The organism is Pseudomonas cremoricolorata, from assembly GCF_000759535.1.
Lineage (GTDB): Bacteria > Pseudomonadota > Gammaproteobacteria > Pseudomonadales > Pseudomonadaceae > Aquipseudomonas > Aquipseudomonas cremoricolorata_A.
Genome location: NZ_CP009455.1, coordinates 3,531,814 through 3,550,348, shown reverse-complemented (window position 1 = coordinate 3,550,348; position 18,535 = coordinate 3,531,814). Strand labels below are relative to the sequence as shown.

General features: G+C 64.0%; 14 protein-coding genes and 1 pseudogene. All 15 read right to left on the bottom strand.

The window, feature by feature from the left end; all coding sequences use genetic code 11:
- Positions 1-53: 53 nt before the first annotated feature.
- The gene (locus LK03_RS16175; protein WP_038413396.1) at positions 54-716 is read right to left on the bottom strand and encodes a hypothetical protein; all 663 of its coding nucleotides are present in this window, start codon (positions 714-716) and stop codon (positions 54-56) included.
- Complete coding sequence (locus tag LK03_RS16170) at positions 716-994, bottom strand: hypothetical protein (protein WP_038413395.1); 279 nt, start codon at positions 992-994, stop codon at positions 716-718. The genes LK03_RS16175 and LK03_RS16170 overlap by 1 nt, the downstream gene beginning before the upstream one ends.
- Positions 994-9,951, bottom strand: coding sequence for a TipJ family phage tail tip protein (gene gpJ / locus LK03_RS16165; RefSeq protein ID WP_038413394.1), 8,958 nt, complete (start codon positions 9,949-9,951; stop codon positions 994-996). The genes LK03_RS16170 and gpJ overlap by 1 nt, the downstream gene beginning before the upstream one ends.
- A gap of 63 nt (positions 9,952-10,014) precedes the next feature.
- Positions 10,015-10,625 (bottom strand): annotated as a pseudogene (locus tag LK03_RS16160) (tail assembly protein).
- Positions 10,626-10,651: 26 nt separating this feature from the next.
- A complete protein-coding gene (locus LK03_RS16155; RefSeq protein ID WP_038413393.1) occupies positions 10,652-11,281 on the bottom strand; it encodes a tail assembly protein in 630 nt (209 codons plus the stop codon).
- A gap of 122 nt (positions 11,282-11,403) precedes the next feature.
- On the bottom strand, positions 11,404-12,168 hold the full coding sequence (locus LK03_RS16150) for a C40 family peptidase (RefSeq protein ID WP_038413392.1): 765 nt from the start codon (positions 12,166-12,168) through the stop codon (positions 11,404-11,406).
- A 2-nt stretch (positions 12,169-12,170) separates the two neighbouring features.
- Positions 12,171-12,920: a phage minor tail protein L gene (locus LK03_RS16145; RefSeq protein WP_038413391.1), complete on the bottom strand. Its 750-nt coding sequence runs from the start codon at positions 12,918-12,920 to the stop codon at positions 12,171-12,173.
- A gap of 9 nt (positions 12,921-12,929) precedes the next feature.
- Positions 12,930-13,268, bottom strand: a complete 339-nt coding sequence (locus tag LK03_RS16140; protein ID WP_038413390.1) for a phage tail protein — start codon at positions 13,266-13,268, stop codon at positions 12,930-12,932.
- Entirely contained in the window at positions 13,268-15,685 is a 2,418-nt protein-coding gene (locus tag LK03_RS22560; RefSeq protein WP_049870521.1) for a phage tail length tape measure family protein, read from the bottom strand. Before LK03_RS22560 ends, LK03_RS16140 begins: the two co-directional genes overlap by 1 nt.
- Positions 15,686-15,688: 3 nt before the next feature.
- Positions 15,689-15,955: a DUF1799 domain-containing protein gene (locus LK03_RS16130; RefSeq protein ID WP_038413389.1), complete on the bottom strand. Its 267-nt coding sequence runs from the start codon at positions 15,953-15,955 to the stop codon at positions 15,689-15,691.
- Positions 15,956-16,002: 47 nt separating this feature from the next.
- The gene (locus tag LK03_RS16125; protein WP_028693951.1) at positions 16,003-16,386 is read right to left on the bottom strand and encodes a phage tail assembly chaperone; all 384 of its coding nucleotides are present in this window, start codon (positions 16,384-16,386) and stop codon (positions 16,003-16,005) included.
- A 9-nt stretch (positions 16,387-16,395) separates the two neighbouring features.
- The gene (locus tag LK03_RS16120; protein WP_038413388.1) at positions 16,396-17,052 is read right to left on the bottom strand and encodes a phage tail protein; all 657 of its coding nucleotides are present in this window, start codon (positions 17,050-17,052) and stop codon (positions 16,396-16,398) included.
- A 74-nt stretch (positions 17,053-17,126) separates the two neighbouring features.
- Positions 17,127-17,438, bottom strand: coding sequence for a hypothetical protein (locus tag LK03_RS16115; RefSeq protein WP_038413387.1), 312 nt, complete (start codon positions 17,436-17,438; stop codon positions 17,127-17,129).
- Positions 17,435-17,761, bottom strand: coding sequence for a hypothetical protein (locus LK03_RS16110; RefSeq protein WP_038413386.1), 327 nt, complete (start codon positions 17,759-17,761; stop codon positions 17,435-17,437). Before LK03_RS16110 ends, LK03_RS16115 begins: the two co-directional genes overlap by 4 nt.
- Positions 17,762-17,932: 171 nt before the next feature.
- Complete coding sequence (locus tag LK03_RS16105) at positions 17,933-18,520, bottom strand: hypothetical protein (protein ID WP_038413384.1); 588 nt, start codon at positions 18,518-18,520, stop codon at positions 17,933-17,935.
- Positions 18,521-18,535: the final 15 nt, after the last annotated feature.

Genomic DNA, 18,535 nt, shown 5'->3' with positions numbered 1-18,535 from the left:
TAACTCAGCAGCGCTTACAGCATTGACCCAGACGGTTTTATTCCAGGCCTGCATCAATAATTCTCGACATCGATAACCATATGACAGGCATTGCCCCCATAGATGTATTTCTGCCAGTCGTACGGCCCTGCCCGACGGCTCGAAGTCACCCGGTGCTGGGAAAAGACCTCACCGCCATTGACCCAAAGCATCGAAGAAAGCGTGCTCTGCACCACCTGATTGGCTTTGATCTCCCACGCTCGATTGACCATGATGACGGCAGGAAGATTTGCGTACAGCGTGCGTCGAGGCGCCTTCTCGGGAGCAGCCTCCTGCACAAAGTCCATGACCTTCAAGTATTTGTTTCTGGAATCGAAAACCAATTGCTGGTCGCTCGGGCGCCGGATCAGCATTTTACCGGCGGTTGCAAAGTGCTGTGCGTACTGCGGTAGATCAAAAAGCCACCAATCAACCGCAATGGGCCCTGAGGAATGGATGCCTTGAAAAAGATACTCAAAGCGCCCCTCTTTCCGAACACCTCTGTTGACCGCTACAGGGTGCTCGGCCCGGTAGGCGATTATTGCCTGATCGCCCTGCACGCTGAGCGTTCCCCACCACAGTGATTGCTCACCCCCCGATGCCAAACTCAGCGAGCCCTTTGCCCTCAATGCCAGATTGAAATAATCGGCGTCGATAGCAACACTGCCATCGGGTCTGCACACGCGAAATCCAGCCATCAGTAAATCCCCCAGACAAGTAACGAACCTAGCGGCATTCGTAGCCATTCCAGACGACGCTCCTTGAGTTCAATACTGCGTCCTGGCCCAATACCTTCACCTCCATCCTCGCTGAAAGAGCAGTAGTAAAAGGGATGACCTCGCACAGTCTCAGGAATATCCAGATAACCTGAGGTGTTGTCGGCGGTGATAACCACACTGCCCATCAACACGACCATGCGATCAGTCAGTTCAAAGGTGACGCGCCCTTGCGCGTCCCTGATCGTGAACCCGGCCATCAATCGAGACTCATCTCGACCATGACCACACCGTTGGCGATAATGAACACTCCGTTATCCTTGATCACTGTGTAACTCCCACTCGAAGTTTTACTGCGCAATACAATTTCGCCGCTGTTGTAGTTGGTGCTCAGTGCTGCCTGGCCATTTGCCGCTCGCTCGGCGGAGACGATGCTGCTGCCCACCACTGCATTGGTAATCATCGCCTTATTGATCAATGCCTCGTTCAAGAACACTTGTCCGTCTTGCACAACGAACGGCAATGAGACCTCGTTCTTTCCTCCAGGGTTGACGATGGCGAACCGATTGGCATAAGCGAGAATCTCCGACGTGTTCGCGCCACTGCCCAATGTCAGCCCGGCCAAGACCTTGCGGCCGTCTACCAGTGTTTCGGTTTTGATGGAGGTCATTGCAGCGACCCGCCCATCAAGACTGCTCAGAACTTGGCTGCTTTGGCTGATTGAAGCTGCGTTACTGCCGGACTGGGCCGTCAACAGGTCGAGCCGGCTGGTTTGAGCAGTGACAGTGCTACCCATCTGCTCAGTCTGAGTCTGTAACTGGCTGATTGCCGTTGCCTGACTCGCTGCCTGATAACTCGATGTCCCTGGTGTGAATGAGCTAGGCACTGCGCTCGCGCCGATTTGCTCTTCCAGCATGAAGCCATCCCACCAACTCTCTTGCGACCTCGGGCCAGGCACCGTAAAAATCAGCAAACCGGCGCGATCGACCAACTCCGCAGGGCTCGTGAACGGGACAGCCACACGGGTGCGCTGGGTAGTCAATGGGAAATTCGCGAGCTGAACTTCGACCTGCTCGCCTGATGAGTTGACGTAGCGCTGGCGCAATCGTGCAGTGCGGGCCTCCCCGGCGCTCTGCACCCAGGCGGAGAAGATGTACCGGGTATCAGGCTTCAACCGCAGATTCAGCATCTCGTTGTTGGCGTACAAGGAGAAGTAGCCTGTGCCATTGCTCGTAGAATCAGACACCTTGAGCCGCTGTGTCGAATAGGCGGCCGCATAAGACTCCGCAGCGACGAGCGTTGTGGATCTGCGCTGTATGACGGGCAGCGTTTCGCTGAACGAGCAATACTCAGCCGGGATCAGATTCGCTCCACTGCCGCTGATCGAGTCCAGGCTACTCTGCAGTCGAGTGACCGCCGTCCCCTGCGCAGTCAACGATTCCCCCTGCTTGCCGACCGCTGAAACCAGACTCTGCAAAGCGCTGTTGTCCGCCTTACCCGCCAGCGTATTGCTCAACTGCGTAAGCTGACTGCTCTGGCTGGTAAGGCCTTGTTCGGTCTGAGTGACTCGCCCTTCCAAGGCCGTGGTAGCCGTAGCCTGGGTGATGGCCTGGTAACTGGAGGTTCCTGGCGTAAATGAGCTGGGAAAGGCGTTGGCCCCTACTTGCTCTTCGAGCATGAAGCCATCCCACCAGCTGTCCTGCGATCCACTCGCCGGGTTGGTGAAGATCAACAGTTCAGCGCGATCCACCAGCGCGGCCGGCGTGATGAACGATACAGAGATGCGCGTCCACTCGGTGGTCAGCGGCAGGTTGGCGAGGTGGACTTCCACCTGTCCGCCGTCAGAAGTCACGTAGCGCTGACGCAAGCGCGCCAGGCGCGCTTGCGAAGCACTTTGTACCCAGGCCGAGAAGAGGTATCGCGTGCTCGGTTTCAACCTCAGGTTGAGCATGGCGTTGTTGGCGTACAGGCAGAAGTAACCGGTGCCGTCATCCACAGACTCCCTAACTTTGAGTCGGTGGGTCGAATAGGCCGCCGCAAAAGGTTCTGCCGTTACCAGGGTGGTAGATCTGCGCTGAATCACAGGCAGCTTGTCGGTGAACGAGCAGTACTCTGCGGGGATCAGGTTGGTGCCGACGCCGCCGAGCCCGCCCAGTGTGCTTTGTAGCTGAGTGACCGCCGTGCCCTGTGCCGCGAGCGTGGTGCCTTGCTGGTTGACCGAATTGGACAGCGCCTGGAGCGCCGTGGACTCAGCCTTGGTGGCAACCTGGCTCAACGCTGAGGCGGCGGCCGCCGCCGCATCGCTGGCCACCTTGTCGGTCACCGTCACCCAGGCCGAGCCGGCCCAGCGCTTGGGCGTATTGGCATTGCCCGTGGTATCGATCCAGAGGTTCTGGGCCAGGCGGTCAGCTGCTACCGGGGTGGCCGGCTGCACGATGACCTTGCCTTTGCTGCCGGCCAGCTCCGACGCAGCCTGAGCGGCTTGCTGTGCAGCGCTGACGCTGCCATTGGTGGTCGTCAGGCTGTTCTGCAAGTCGGTGAGCGACTTACCTTGGGATAGCATGCCGCCTTCGGTTTTCTCGACGCGACTGGTCAGTGCCTGTACCGTCGCCGCCTCGGCCTTGTTCGCCACCTGACTCAGTGCCGACGCCGCCGCTGCAGCGGCGTCACTCGCCACTTTGTCAGTGACCCCAACCCAGGCGCTGCCGTTCCAGCGTTTAGGCGTATTCGCGCCACCTGTGGTATCGATCCAGAGATTCTGCACCAAGCGATCGGCACTGCCTGGCGCTGGACTCTGCACGATGACCCTGCCTTTGCTGCCAGCCAGGTCCGAGGCCGCCTGAGCGGCCTGTTGCGCTGCGGCGGCATTGCCGGTCGCGGCCTGCAATGAGTTACTCAGTTGCGTCAGAGACTGGCTCTGCGAATTCAGCCCCGATTCAGTCTGCTGGACCCGGTTGGTCAGCGCCTCGGTCGCAGAAGCCAGCGCAGTCTGTGCTGCCGTGCGCCGGGTCAGGCGAGGATTGGCAACCCACATCTTGAAGCCAATGGGCGCGCCGCCGTCGTTAGGCACCAGATAAATCGACAAACGACCGGCGGTGGCGGGTACGGTGTGTTCGATCGACAGTGTCTGCCAGCCACCCTGGGACCAGTTGTAATTGAGCAAGCGCTGATTACCGTTGACCCACTGCGCACCGCTGTCGCCCTCCCAGTACGTGAAAGCGACACGGCCAATGGACTGACCGTTGTTTTCACACAGCATCTGGCATTCGAAACACATCACTTCGCCCGGTGTCACCGGGGTCTGCTCGGTGCCATTGCTGGCGATCAGACTGAAGCCGCCCCAGCCGGTGAACTCACCCGTCTTTTCATAGCGCAGCAGCCTGTCGGCTGGCGCACCGGCTGGGGTATCGGCGGTGCCCCGGTCGAAGTAGGACAACGTCGAGGTCGAGGTAGAGAAGCTTTTCAGCTCACCGCCAGCGTTGAACGCCGGGTTGCGCAACAAGTTGTCGTGGCCGGTATTACCGATGCTGGTGGCAAGCGACACCAGCGACTGGCCTTGTGCAGTCAGGCCTTGCTCGGTCTGACTCACGCGGTTGCCCAACTGACTGACCGACGCGGCGTCGGCCTTGCCGTCGAGCGTACCGTTCAAGCGCGTGAGCGTCTCTGCCTGACTGGTGGTGATGCCTTCATTGCGCGTCACCCGGGCGTCCAGCGCCTGGGTAGCCGTCGCCACGCTGGTCAACGCCTGCGCCGACGGGCCCGCGACGAAGGCTGACGGCGCGCTGCCATCGCCCAGCTGGCGCTCCAACATGATCGAATCGATCCAGAGCACGTCACCTTCGCTGCCTGTGGGCACATAGAACAGCACTGCCGCCACCGTCTCGGCACTGACAGCGACGACCGAGGTGTAGCGTGTGCGCCTGGTGGTCAGGGCGAAGTCGGTGAGGCCGAAGCTGCGGCTGTCACGCAAGGCGCTACGCAGCGTCAAGCCATTGGCAATCGCTGCAGGATTGCCATTGGCCCAGAACGACAGCAAATAGTTGCCTGCAACGAGCGGGATATTCCAACCTGCGGAATCGTTGGACGGGCAGAGCATCACCCAACCGTTGGCCGCCGCCGAGCGCACCAGGCGCAGCCGATAGCCGCTGGCCGCAACCGGATCAGCCGCCGCGCGTACGTCTCCGATGCCATTGGTCATCAAGCCCGGCAGCGCCGCCGAAGACAACCAACTGTAGGCATCCGGCAGCAGGTTGGTGCCCGCCCCACCTAGGCCGCCCAGCGTGGCCTGCACACGGGTCAGCGCGCTGCCCTGTGCGTTGAGCACCTCACCTTGCCGGCTGACACCAGAGGCCAGGCTTTGCAACGCGCTGTTGTCCGCTTTGCCTGCCACAGTGTTGCCCAGTTGGGTGATCTGGCTGCTCTGGCTGGTAATGCTCTGTTCGGTCTGCGTGACGCGGCCATCGAGTGCAGTGGTGGCGCTGGCCTGGGCATGGTCAAGGCTCTGGCGCCGACGCACCCCGGGCGCAGCGATGAACACCTCGGTTGCGTCGCCCTGCGAAACACGCAGGGCAACGGTCATGCGCACGCCATTGGCAGGTACCGTGAGCGACCCACTGAGCCGGCTCCAAGTGCCAGCGACGCTGGTCGCACGCACGCCATCGCCACTGCTGTTGGCCCAGCTCTGCGCCAGGTTGGTGCCAGCGGCATCGTAAAACTGAATCCACAGGCCCTGCTGACGTGCCGTGCTGCTGAAGGCGTACAGCTCGAAGTCATAGACCTCGCCTGCTGCCACCGCGATGTGGGTGGCAGTGCGGCCTTCAGGGGCGCGGGCGTTGTCGGCGGGCAGGAACGACCAGTACTGGTTCCCAGCCGTACTCGCCGGCAGTGCCTCATAGAGCACCCGCGCACTGGGCGCACCTGCCGGTACTGGCGTCTCGGTGCGCAGCAATACGCGGGTGCCCGCGCGACTGGCGATGCCAATGCCCTGAGCAAACGTCGGATCAGCCAACAGATTGTCACTGCCCAATGCCCCGACACTGGCCTTGAGCGTGGTCAGCTCGCTGCCCTGGGCATTGAGCGTGGCGCCTTGCTGGCTCACCGTGTTGCTCAACGCCTGGACGCTGGACGCCTCGGCCTTGCTCGCCACCTGGCTCAGTGCCGAGGCTGCAGCCTGGGCGGCGTCGCTGGCGACCTTGTCGGTCACCGCAGTCCACGCCGAGCCGTTCCAGCGCTTGGGGGTGTTGGCATTGCCGGTGGTGTCGATCCACAGGTTCTGCGCCAGGCGTTCGGCCGCCGCCGGTGCAGCGTTCTGCACGATGACCTTGCCTTTGCTGCCGGCCAGCTCAGTTGCGGCCTGGGCTGCCTGCTGCGCTTTGCCGACATTGCCGTCGGTGCTACTCAAGCTGTTCTGCAGGCCGGTCATGGCCTGGCTTTGCGAAGACAAGCCGCGCTCGTTTTGCTCGACCCGGCCAGTCAGTGCTTGCACCACCGACGACTCGGCCTTGCTCGCCACCTGGCTCAAGGCGGCCGCAGCCGCTGTCGCCGCGTCGCTTGCGACTTTGTCGGTGACGGCCAGCCAGGCGCTGCCGTTCCAGCGTTTCGGGGTGTTGGCTCCAGCGCTGGTGTCGATCCACAGGTTCTGCCCCAGGCGTTCGGCAGCAGCAGGTGCAGTGTTCTGCACGATCACCTTGCCTTTGCTGCCAGCCAGGTCCGAGGCGGCTTGCGCCGCCTGCTGCGCTGCAGTGACGTTGCCATTGGTGCTGACCAGGCTGTTTTGCAGGCCGGTCAGCGCCTGGCCCTGACTGCTCAGGGTGGTGCCCTGCTCGCTTACCCTGGAGGACAGCGAATCGACCACCGAGGCATCGGCTTTGCTGCGCGCCAGGGCCAGCGCATCGGCAGCTGCGGCTGCGGCGTCGCTGGCGGCCTTGTCGGTCACCGCCAGCCAGGCTGAACCGGACCAGCGCTTGGGGGTGTTGGCATTTGCGGTGGTGTCGATCCACAGGTTCTGCGCCAGACGATCCGCCGCCACCGGCTGCGAAGACTGCACCAGCACCTTTCCCTTGCCACCGGCCAGCGCGTTGGCGGCATCGGCCGCCGATTGCGCGGCACTAACGTTCCTGTCGGTGCTGAGCAGGCTGGCTTGCAGCCCCGACAGCTGCGAAGCCTGGGCCGTGAGCGTGCCGTTGACCGAGCTGACATCGCTCTCGACCTTCTGCACCCGGCCGGCCAGCCCATTGACGCTGCCGACCGTCTGCCCGACATCCAGCCAGTACCGGGTATCGGGTGGCGGACTGTCGACCGGCACCGCCTTGATTGCCTGGTACAACCTGCCGTCGGCGCCCTGCACGCTCTGTCCGCTGCTGTAGACCTTGCCCTTGGCATAAGGCACTGAGCGGGCAATGGCGTCGAGGTCGGTAATCTGCGTTTGCAGGTTGCCGCGCACCTGCTCCAGTTGCTGGCCAACCTGCCGCACATTGGCGTCTAGGCTGGCTGCACTGCGATCAATCTCGGCCTCCAGCGTACTGACGCTGCGCTCAAGCTCGGCATCGAGGTTTTGCACGGTCTGCCTGACCTGGCCGACGTCGTTGCGCACAGTGCCCAGATCGGTCTGCACCTGGGTCTGCACCTCGCTTAGCCGGGCATTGACCGAGCCGGCAAGTGTCGCTGGCGCGGAGATCTTGTCGATTTCCTTGAGCAGTTCCTTGCCCAGCTCGCTGGCGGTGATCTGCTCTTTGATCTGTTCGAGAATAGGCCCGGCCTCGGCGCTGGCCACGCCGGTGACCAGCTTGCCGTCAGCCGGGAACCAGGCGCCGAGGTTGCCCAGGCGGTCGACCAGACGCGCCCAGAAGAAGAAGCGTTGCCCGGCACGCAGGCCTTGCAGCACATGCTTGTCCTGCGGGTAAGCGAGGTCGGCCAGCTTGCTGGCCTTGGCCCGGTCGCTGCCCTCGCTGTACCACAGCTCGGTGCGCTGGGTATCTTCGGCGCCGTTCGGCAAGGTCCATTTCAGGGCGATGCCGAACAGCTGGCTCTGGGTGGTCAGGCTGGTCACCGCTGGCGGCACGCCCTGCTTGCCCTTGAGCGTGGTCAAGGGCGAGTCGCGCCAGCTGGAGCTGATCTCCAGGGCGCTGACCGCACGCACCCGGGCCTGGTAATCGCCGGCATAGATGCCCACCACCTCGACCGAGGTGGCACCTGTGCGCGGCAAACGGATCCAGTTGCCGTTGTCCTTGCGCCACTCCACCTCATAACCGCCCGCGCCGGCTACCGCAGGCCAGGCGATGGTCAGGGTAGTGACGGCGATGCCCTGGTCCACCGCATGGGCGGCGCTCAGGGCAACGCTGGCAGGCGCTGCCACGGTGCTGCTCGGCAGCACACTGACCGGGGTCGCGTCGAGCTTGGCACCGGTGTCGATGGCGGCGAACTTGCTGGGGTTGAACTCCAGCGCGGTGATCTCGAAATCGCCTTGGGCGGTGCGAGTGGTCTTGAGCACACGGAACAGTTGCACCGCAAGGTCGGCGTAGTCGATGGCCCATTGCAGGTGCGGCTCGGGCTGCACGCTATAGGCCACCGTCAGCGTCACCGCACGGCCACGCACCGAGCGCACGGTGCGCGCCTGGGCCGTGCCGTTGGGCAGGTTGACGATCAGGCGATCGCCGGCCTTGATCGGCGTATCGCGGTCGAGGGTGACGACGCGCCCGCTGGCAGCGCTGATGCGTCCGCCGTTGGCACGCCCGGCGACCAGCTCATCGGCCACCGGAATGACGTGCCCTGGCAGCGGGATGCGCCCTTCCATGCCGGTGCGGAAGGTCACGGTGCGGTCCTGGTCGTTGCTCAGCAGCGCCCATTTGCCACGGCGCTGGGCTTCGGAGGCGCGGGTACAGGCGATGGCCGACAGCTCGATCGGGCGGTCGCGGTAGCGACGTTGCAGGGCTGGGTCGGTGACTGCGATGACATCGGTGTCGTAATTGTTCGCCGGGTTGTCGTAGCTGACCAGCGCGCGGCTGTAGTGGCTGCTGCGCTCGGCACCGCCATAGATGAACTCGCCGTCGATGACGTTGGCGCGGGTGAAGACATAGTCGATGTCCCGCGCGCGGGGCATGTCGGCCTGCATGAACAGGGCGCCATGGGCCCAATAGACCATGCCGCGGTAGATCGCCGACAGATCGCGCAGCAGGGTCCAGGCCTCGGCGCGGCCCTGCAGGTTGAGGTCGCAGAGAAACCGCGGTTCCTCCCCGCCGGTGCCGTCAGGGACGCGCTGGTCACAGTACTGGGCGATGCGGTACATCTCCCATTTGTCGACCATCCACGGCTTGATGCGCTTGCCCAGGCCGAAGCGGTTTTCCACGCACAGGCCATAGGTGACCAGGGCCGGGTTGTTGGTCCAGGCCTGTTTGAAAGTGCCGTCCCAGATGCCGCTGTAGGTGCGCGCGATGGGGTCGTAGTTGCTGGGCACCGGCCAGCGTTTGGCCTTGCAGTTGACCGTCACCGCGGGGATGTTCTGGAACTGCTGGGCATCGAACTCCAGGTACAGCAACGCGGTGTTCGGGTAGCGCAGCTTATGGTCGATGATTTCGGTGTAGCCGGCGATGTTCATGGTGTCGGCGATACTGCCGCTGTTGGCGTTGGCGGTCAGGCGGCGCACGCGCAGCATCCAGCCGGAACTGGCCGACGGCAGGTTGACCCGCACCGAGCGCTGGTAGCCGTTGTTGGTCTTGCCGTCCACCGCCCCGCGGTGCGCCTCGACGTAGGCACCGCCGTCGGTGGCGATGTCGATGGCGTATTCAATGCGATAGCCATTGGTGTTGCCGTTGCTGTCCTGGCGCAGCAGCCGTGGCCAGGCCAGGCGCACCCGCACGGCCGACAGTTTCGGGTCGCTGAGGGCGCGGCTGAACGGATTGTCGCTGCGCAGCTCAAGGCCGACGCTGATCTCGTTCTCCACCGCCGGGATGCCCTGGATGTAGGCCTGTTCGACGCTGCCGCTGCGCCATTCCCATTTCACCCCAGGGAAGTTGACGGTGCCGTTGGCGTCTCTGATCGGCGTGTTGTCCAGGTAAATGTCGCGGTCGGTCGGAACGCCGTCGAACTCGCCTTCACCGACGGCCAGAAGAATCTTGGCGATGTTGGTCGATTGTAGGCTGTCGGGGGCCTCGACCGGGGCCTTGGGCTGTTTCTGGCCGCCTTTGGCGCCAGTGATGTCCAGGTGAGCTGATCCGCCCATGCTTTCCTCCGGGCAATAAAAAACCGCCCTAGGGCGGCGGGTTGACGAGTCAGGCTTGAGGCCTCAGGCCTTGTCCTGCGCCTCGATCGAGGCAGAAATGATGGCCCCACCCCAGCGCCGCTGGCCGATGCAGATCGGCACCGGGTTGCCGCTGGCGGTGGTGTTGCGGGCGCTGCCGAAGGCGTATGACGGCAGGTTGCGGGGTGAGCCGCTCATCGACAGGCCCTTGGCCTGGGGGCTGAGCATCTGCACCACGCCGCCGAGCAGCATGACGGCGCCGGCCTTGTAGAGAAATGGCGACACCCCGCGAACGGGGTGAAGCTCAGTACGAACGCTGCAGCCACCAGCACCGCGCCGATGACCGTCTGCAGCGTGCCGGCGCGCTTGCTGCCCTGGGCAACCGGCACGATGCGGATTTCGCGGATGCCGCCGCGCTGGAACTCCTCTGCGGTGATGTTGCGCCCGTTGCGAAAGATGGCGAAGGTCATGCCCAGGCGGTCGAGTCGGCTGATGGCCTCGTCGAAGCCTGGCAGGGTCACGCTGAGGGCGCGATAGGCATCGCCGACGTTGCGCACCTGCAGCACCCGCCGATGAACCTTGCCGAACGCCTTGCCCAGCGCCCCGTACAACTTGATTACGGTGATGGGCTCGTAATGAGCCGCAGTTGCGTTCATGGTGTCATTCCTGTGATGAAAGCGGCCTAGGCTTTGTCCTGCGCCTCGATGGAAGCGGAAATGATCGCCCCGCCCCAGCGCCGCTGGCCGATGCAGATCGGCACCGGATTGCCGCTGGCGGTGGTGTTGCGCGCCGAACCGAAGGCATAGGACGGCCGATTCTCGGCAGCGGCGCTGGTCGACAGGCCCTGAGCCTGCGGGCTGAGCAGCTGCATCACCCCGCCCAGTGCCATGGATGCCCCGGCCACGGCCACCGAGCCCCAGCCACCGGCGCTGGCGGCAAATGCTGCGCCCAGGCCGCCCGAGGCGATCGACGCGACGATGATCAGCGCCAGGCCAATGACCGTCTGCATGCCACCGGCGCGCTTGCTGCCACCGAGCACCGGCACGATGCGCAGCTCGCGGGTGCCGGAACGGGCGAAGGCATCGGCACCGACATTCTGCTGGTTGCGGAACACCGCAAAGCGCAGGCCCAGGCGGTCGAGGCGCCTGATCTCTTGCTCGAAGCCTGCCAGGGTACTTTTCAGCGCCTGGAACACCTCCCAGCTGGAGCCTGAATCGATCGCCCGTCGATGGGTGCGGCCGAAACGCCTGGCCAGGGAACCGGAGAGTTTGATCACGGTAAGGGGCTCGTAATGAGCCGCGGTTGCGTTCATGGTCTTTCTCCAAACGAAAAAAACCGCCTTGCGGCGGCTCGATAGACGTGCGTTCGATCAAGGGCACGACTGGGCAAGGGCCTGCAATGGGCAGCAAATGCGCCGTGCTCGGACGCAGTCGATCATGAATCGGTTGTGGCGCTTTCATGCCGCAACACCAACCGCGTCCGCTCAAGCCAGGGCCCGCCAAACACGATCAGTTCCGAAGGTCGGCCCAGCAGGTGATGCAGCAAAAAGGGCCCGGCGCCATACACCTCGCTGGACTCTTCAGGCAAACCCGGATCGTTGCCCAGGTAGATACCCGCGTGGTTCGGGTGGGCGGTGCGGCCGATGGCCATGACGATCAGGTCGCCGCGCTGTGGCTCGCTGACCTGATGAAAGCCCGCCGCCGCATAGGCCTGCTCGTACAGACTGGGACCGTCGGCGTGCTCCCACCAACCCTCCTCCCTTGCATAGCTGGGAAAGCTCAGGCCCCACTCACGCTGGTACCAGTCGGCGCAGACCTGCCAGCAATCCCAGGCGCCGTGAACGAACGGGCGTCCGAGCAAGGGCGTATGGCCGGTGGGGGTCAGCGTGCGCAGATCGCCTTCCGGCCAGGACAGGATGTGCCACGGTAGGCCACTGGCTTCGCACATCGCCAGGTCACGGGGCGATGGCTGGCTGGTGGCGTCAGGATGGGAATGGACGATGGCGATGATCTCGCCAGTGTCCTCTGCCTCGGCGTACTGCTCGGGGCTGATGCGAAATGCCTCGCTGGGGTCGCCGGCGACGTTGTCGCACGGCAGGTAGCGCTGCTGCTCGCCGACGGCAACCACCAGCCCGCAACACTCGCGGGGGTACTGCGCGGCGGCGTGCAGCTGCACGGCGTGGAGAAGCTCAGGGTGCATGATCAACTCCGCGCAATCAGCGAGACGGCGGGAAAGCCGCCGAAAGGGATAGGGTTGCCACGGCCCCAGCGCACCGTGCAGCCTGAGTCCAGGCAACCGTTGCAGTGGTCTTTGGCAGGATCGTCGGTGGGCTTGCCGTCCAGGTCGAAATAGGCGCCGGTGTAACCGCAATCAGGGCCACGGTAGCCCGCGGTCATCGCCCAGTGGCAGAGCTGAGTCATCTGTCGGCCAATGCTCTCGCCGCCCACATCGCCGGGGCTGGCCAGCTCCCAGCTGACCGCAGTACCGTTCTCCGAGACTTTCTGATCGATGTACCAGACCTCGATGGCCTCCTCGTTGGGGTCGGCCTGGGTGTTGCCCTCGGGGAAATTGGCGGCATCCAGGTAATGCGCCAGGGTATGGCGGATGGTCAGGCGAAACTCCAGCAGGTTGTCGAAGGCCAGGCACAGCGCGGTGATGCGCCCGCCGATGTTGCCGACGGTGAGCGTGGGTCGCACTGCCGTGCCATCGCCATTGGCGGCGATGCCGTCGAGCTGCATCGGCCAGGCGGCGTATTCCTGGCCCTGCCACCAGATCGACTTGGCCGGCAGTTGGTCGGCATCGGCGCCGGCCTGGCGCAGTTCTTCAGCGCTGTGGGCAATGGCATGGCCGTGGAAGCGCAGCACGTCGGTGCCGAATTCCGAGCCATCGAGCTCGAACAACAGCACCTCGTTGCCCGGCTCCAGGCTCTGCAGGTCTTTGATCAATGACATATGACCTCCTCAGGGATGAAACGCACGGGCGAAGGTGGCGCTGAGCTTGAACAGGCCGGCACCGATCGGCGTCGGACGCGGATCGGCGCAGGTGAACAAACCGGTGCCACCCAGCGGTGGCGTCCACAGGAAGGCCTTGGCGCCAGCATGCCGATCGAAAAATGCCAGGATCGTGCGCAACTCGGCCGCCGAGCCGGTGAGGGTCACCGGGTAACGGTCTTCGCGGTTGTTCGGGCCGTCGCCGACCACTTGCCGGTAGCCCCCGGCGAAGCGTGCTTCGCGGGTGCGGTATTGAATCTCGGCGGCCTCGCCACGCTCGGTCGGCCAGGTAAAGGTTTCGATTGCCATCAGCGCCTCCCTTGACTGCTGCGATGACTCAGGCCGCCCGGTCGCCAGGAATCGGCCACCGCCCGTTCTGCTGCGCTTTTCATCTGTTTCTCCATCTGCTGTTGCAGGGTCTGCTGGTCGAGCTGCATGCCCTGCCCGCTGCGATCCTGGGTATGGACGTTGACCTGCGTGCTGACCTGAATCGCCGTGCCACCGCCCGTCGTCATCTGCATCAGCAAGGGCTGGCTGGCACTGCCGCCACCACTGTCGATGGCGCCGCCGCCGTTAAGGTTTTCCAGGTAGTCGCGCATGCCGGGACGGCTGACGATTTCCTTGCGCAGGACGAACTCACCGCCATGGACGATGCCGGCAGGCTCGTACTTGCCGCCGTTGCCGGTGTAGCCGCCTTTGGAAAAAGGGGTGTTCGGCACGAAGTCCGGGCCCGGCTCGAGTGCGAAGTTGAAATTGTCCATAGTGGGAAATGTGGCTGGAGTTGCCGCAGGTGTACTGGTGAACATGTTGATCGCCGCCCCGGCCAGGCTCGACAACAAGCTCGACGCAGCCTGGCGCGCCGCCAGCTTGGCCATGTCGGCCAACACCGACTGAGCGAAGTCAGAGAACGAAAACTTGCCGGTGGTGGCGAAGGCAACCACGGCGTCTTCCATCGAGGTGAAGGTCCTGGCGAACAGCTCCTCGGTGTCCTTGGCGACGTCCTGTCCCTGGTTGCGGAATTTTTCGAAGGCCTTCGACGCGCTCTCACCCCAGATGACTGCGATCTCGCCCAGACTGTGCGCGGTCTTGGATGCGTCCTTCTCACCCTTCTCGTCATCCTTGTCCGCAGGCGGCTCCAGGCCTGGCAACGGCGTGAACAGCGGCTTGCCGAGGCGATAATCGACGTTCTCCATTGGCTCATTTGCGCAGGCCGTAGCTGGCACCTTTGCCGGACGCGCGGTCTCGCCAGGGCAGGTGCAGGGCTTGGCCTCCAGTGCACTGACTGCGCGCGCCTGGGCTGCAGGGCGGGGGGCGGCCGACCGAGGCGCTGGGGTTGTAGTCTGGCGTTTGGCGCGCTCGATCTGCGCCTGCAAGGCCCGGTCGCTGCGTTCAAATTGCGCCTGTACATCAGAAGCGATCCCGCCGACCGCGCCTGCCGCCTTGTTGCGTGCTGCATGCAAATCGTCGAGACGGTTCTGCAACCGTTCGACCTGCGTGATCGATGCCTTGGCCTCGCGGGCGATCACTTGCACACCCGCCATGGCCTCGTCCTCAGTGCGCTGTTTCTGCGCTTTGAGTCGAGCCGCCTCCTCGGACTGCTTGAGCTCAAGCTTCAGGCGCTCCAGCTCCTGCTCATCCGCCTTGCGGTTACTGCCAGGCCCAAAGTACGGATGCGTGGAATAGTTCGCTGGCCGCGCCAGCTTGGCTTCAAGCTTGGCGATCTGCTGGGCTTCGGTGGTCTGGCGCCCGATATCGAGTACTGTGTCCAGTGCCCCTGCCGCTTCGTTCTTGATGCTGCGCCAGGCACGTTGCACCGCGCCGAGGTTCTCGGTGACTTGCGCCGAGCGGCTTTCAAGAGTCTGCGCGTAGGTCTCGGTGAGCAACTGCGCCGCGCCGGTTTCATCGCCCTGTTCCTGCAGCGCAGCGATTTGCGAATACACCGAAGCCGTCAGGAAGTGGTATTGGTCGTTGAGCGCCTGGGCAGCACTGACCGGGTCCTCGGCGATTTTCACGAACTCGTCGACGGTGGTGGACACTGCCTTGCCGGTGGCGTCTTCCATGGCCAGCGCCGCGCTGGCGATCTGCTCGAAGTTATCCCCGGCGATCTTGCCGCTGCCGGCCAGCTGGGCGAGTGCCGCTGCGGCTTCGCCCACCGTGGCGCTGCCGCCACCCAGACGCTCGGCCATGTCGGCCAGGGCATTGGCACTCACCCCCGCGACTTCGCCGCTGAGAATCAACGCCCGGTTGTACGCCTCGGTTTCCTGCATGCCGGCGACATAGCCATAGGCCAGTGCCCCGATCGCGGCGACCGCCGCTCCAGCGCCGGCAGCGACCGTACCCACGCCCATGGCCAGCGGCGGCATCATTCCGCTCACTTCGTTGACCGCATCGCGGGCATTCCTGAAGGCGTCGGCTGTGGTGTTGGCGCCTTCGAGCACGCCCATCAGCCCGCCACCGTCAGTGCTCGCTGCCGATGGCGCCGTGTTGCCTAGGCTGGCCCTTTGCTGCGGCAGGTCGAGGGCGGTGAACTGTAATGTTTCGAGCTGCTGCTGCAGGGACTCACTGCTACGTTGCAGGCCGCTCAGGGTCAGGTCCCAGGCGCGACCGGCCTGGACGGCTGCCTCGCCGCTGCGTTTGACCGCAGCGGTATATTTGTCGAGATTGATGGCCGCCTGGGCGGCCTGTGTGGAGTCAATCCGGATCCCCAATTCGGCAATCGTTGTCATTGTCTACTCCATGGATTGCGTCATGACGGCCAACGCTTCGGCCTCCATGACTCGCAGGTCGGGAAACAGCGCAGCCAGGTCGCGGCGCCCGATGCCAAGCATCGAGGCCACGACCGGCAGCGTGGTGTAATCCAGACCCGATGGCCCCCTGGGTGCCAGCCGCCACTGGGTGCCCAGCGCTTCGAACAAACGAAACGCCGGCCATCCATCGGCCCAGACCTCGACCTCGTCAGCGACCAGGTCGGACGAGGTCAGGCCGAACGCGGCCAACTGCTCCAGCCGGGGACTGGGGCTGTAGAGCGCGCGGGCGGCGGCCCTCAGTTTCCCAGGCGAGCCGAGCTGTAGGCGCCCTGATAGGCATCGATGACCGCCTTGGGTGCGCCAGCGCAGGTCTGCACCAGCTCACGCAAGGCGGCATCGTCGAACGGATCGTCCAGCTCCCAGCCCAGCACGATCGCCTTGAGCTGTTCGGCCTGGAAGGCGATCTCGTCGGCGGTCATCTCAGCCCAGCGGGTATCGGGTTGCGCTGCACGTGCCGCCAGCGTCTCCCGGGTGCTGTTCCACTGATCGAACAACTCGGCCAGGGCCAGGCGATCGAGGTAACGGAACTGGAACTGCACCGCCACCGCTTCGCCGCCCACCCGCGGCAGCTGCACGGCAGCGCTGAACGTAGGATTTTGCGCAATGCTGATCTTCGCCATGGGAACTCCTTAAGCTGCCAGGTAGCGCACGGGGCGGTTGGACAGCGCAATGCTGACGGTGCGGGTCATCAGGTTGTTGCGCTCCATGGTCGGCGAGCTGGTGATGGTCACGTAGCCGGTGTAGAGAATCTGATCGCCGCTTGGCAGCTTCAGACGCACCACCGCCAACTGGCGGGCGTCACCGTAACCTTCGACCAGGCCGACATAGGCCGCCGAAGGCTGGTCTTCGACCGTGATCGCCAGGGTGGTCGGGGTACGGTTGGTGGGGTACTGGCGGTCGTCATCGTCATCCAGGTAGCCGACGGTGAGGTACTGCTGCTCACCGCCACTGGAAGCGAAGGCCGTGACCTTGGAGATCTGCGTCCAGTTGGACGCTGCCACCACCTTGCCGATACCGGCACCTGGGGTGTAACGGGCAACGCTGGAGGTGTCCAGGCCGTCGAGGACGAAGGTATCGGTCGCCACGTCGCTGACGCGGGTGGCGCGGTTGTTGACCAGCGACCAACCTGAGTTGATCAGCACGATGTCGCCGTTTTTCAAGGTGTGGCCTTTGGCGGTCGCTGCCGGTTTGGCCGCGTTGCTCAGGGCGCTGAAGGGGACGGCCTGGCCGAGGGTGCCAGCGATTTCCAGTACGGCGCCATTGGGCAGAGGGAAGCGTTCAGTCATGGTGTTTTCCTTTGGATAGAAACGAAAAAACCCGCTCGGGGCGGGTTGTGGGTGTTGCGGTGCAGCGGTGGAACTCAGTGGTCGCGCTTGCAGTGCGCGCCGGTGATACGTCGCTCAAGCCAGCGCCTGAACGCTGGCCAGTAAGTGAGCATGAACATGTGCCGCAGACCGGCAAGCGCAAGGGCGATGTGCAAGGTCACCCCTGCCGTGCCGACGCTGAACAGCGGGTACTCGGCGCGGGCCAGCAGCGCATAGCCGCTCAGGGCGATCACCACATAGAGCAGCTTGCCGATGACCCCGTCGCGAACCTTGCCGCTCAGTACCGCCCAGGTCGCCCACCAGGCGATCGCACCGGCGGCAGCGGCATTGCTGTATTCGAGGATCATGCGCTTGGCCCTCCGAACTTCGACTTGATCACCGCCCACAGATCGGCGGCCTTGATCGCACGGGTGATGGCGGCGATCAGCGAACCGCCGAAGGTTCCGAGCAAAAAGCCCACACCTGCCACGCTGCGCGGTTCGCTGATGGCGAAATAGCTGCTGACCATGCCGGTCAGATAATGCGCGCAGGCCATGCCCGTGAGCAGAAACAGCAGCCAGGACTTGCGATCGGTGAGGTCATCCTTGTGCCAGCGGGTGGCGATCAGCGCGCCCATCAGGCCGGCAATGCCCAGATCGAACTTGTCGAGCAGGCGGTGAAAAAAATCCATGCGCTCGGCTCCTGTGGCGGGCAAGAAAACGGTCGGTGGTCACAGCACATTCTCCATAGGCAGAAAAAACCCGGCGCGTTGGCCGGGTCTGTGTCAGTGCGGGTCTGGAGGTAAATCTGTGACGATGGAGAAATACTGCCACCAACCGAGCTTAAACACAATACGTGATTGTCACTTTTTTTTCATTGCGTGGATTCTTGTGGCTATTGGCGCCAGTGCCTGCTTGTCCAGGTCCTCGCAGCAGTCGAACGCCAGGCGTACATAGCCGCCCCACTCCCGTTCCCAGCGCACCGCGCTCAGGCTGAGTTGGTAGTGTGCTTGCAGCCAGCCGCGAAACGCTTCCGGGGCGGCCAATGGATCGACATTGGCCGACTGTCCGCCCTGGTGCATGTAGCGGTAGCGAAGCAGTACGCCCTTGACCAGCACCTCGAGCTTTTCGCGCTTGGTGGCGGTCATGCGCTTGCCGCGCTGCTGGACCAGCAAGAACACGGCCAGTTCAGCGGCTTGCTGTTCCCACGCTTCCACGTGCGGCGCATAAAGGTAGTTGCCGAACGCTCGCAAAGGCCGGCTCAAGCTGGCGATGGCGGCCTGAATAGCGCCGGCCAGCGCCTGATGCACGGCGCGTGCGGCATGTCGCTGGCCGGTGGTGGTCTGGATGCGCGTGCCCAACTGAGTCAACTGAGCTGCGAAGGCGCTCTGCGCGCCCCAACTGCCGTAGGTGCAGTCATGCCAGGCTTGACGAGCGGTGTTCAGTTGCATGGCGCGGCCTCCTGG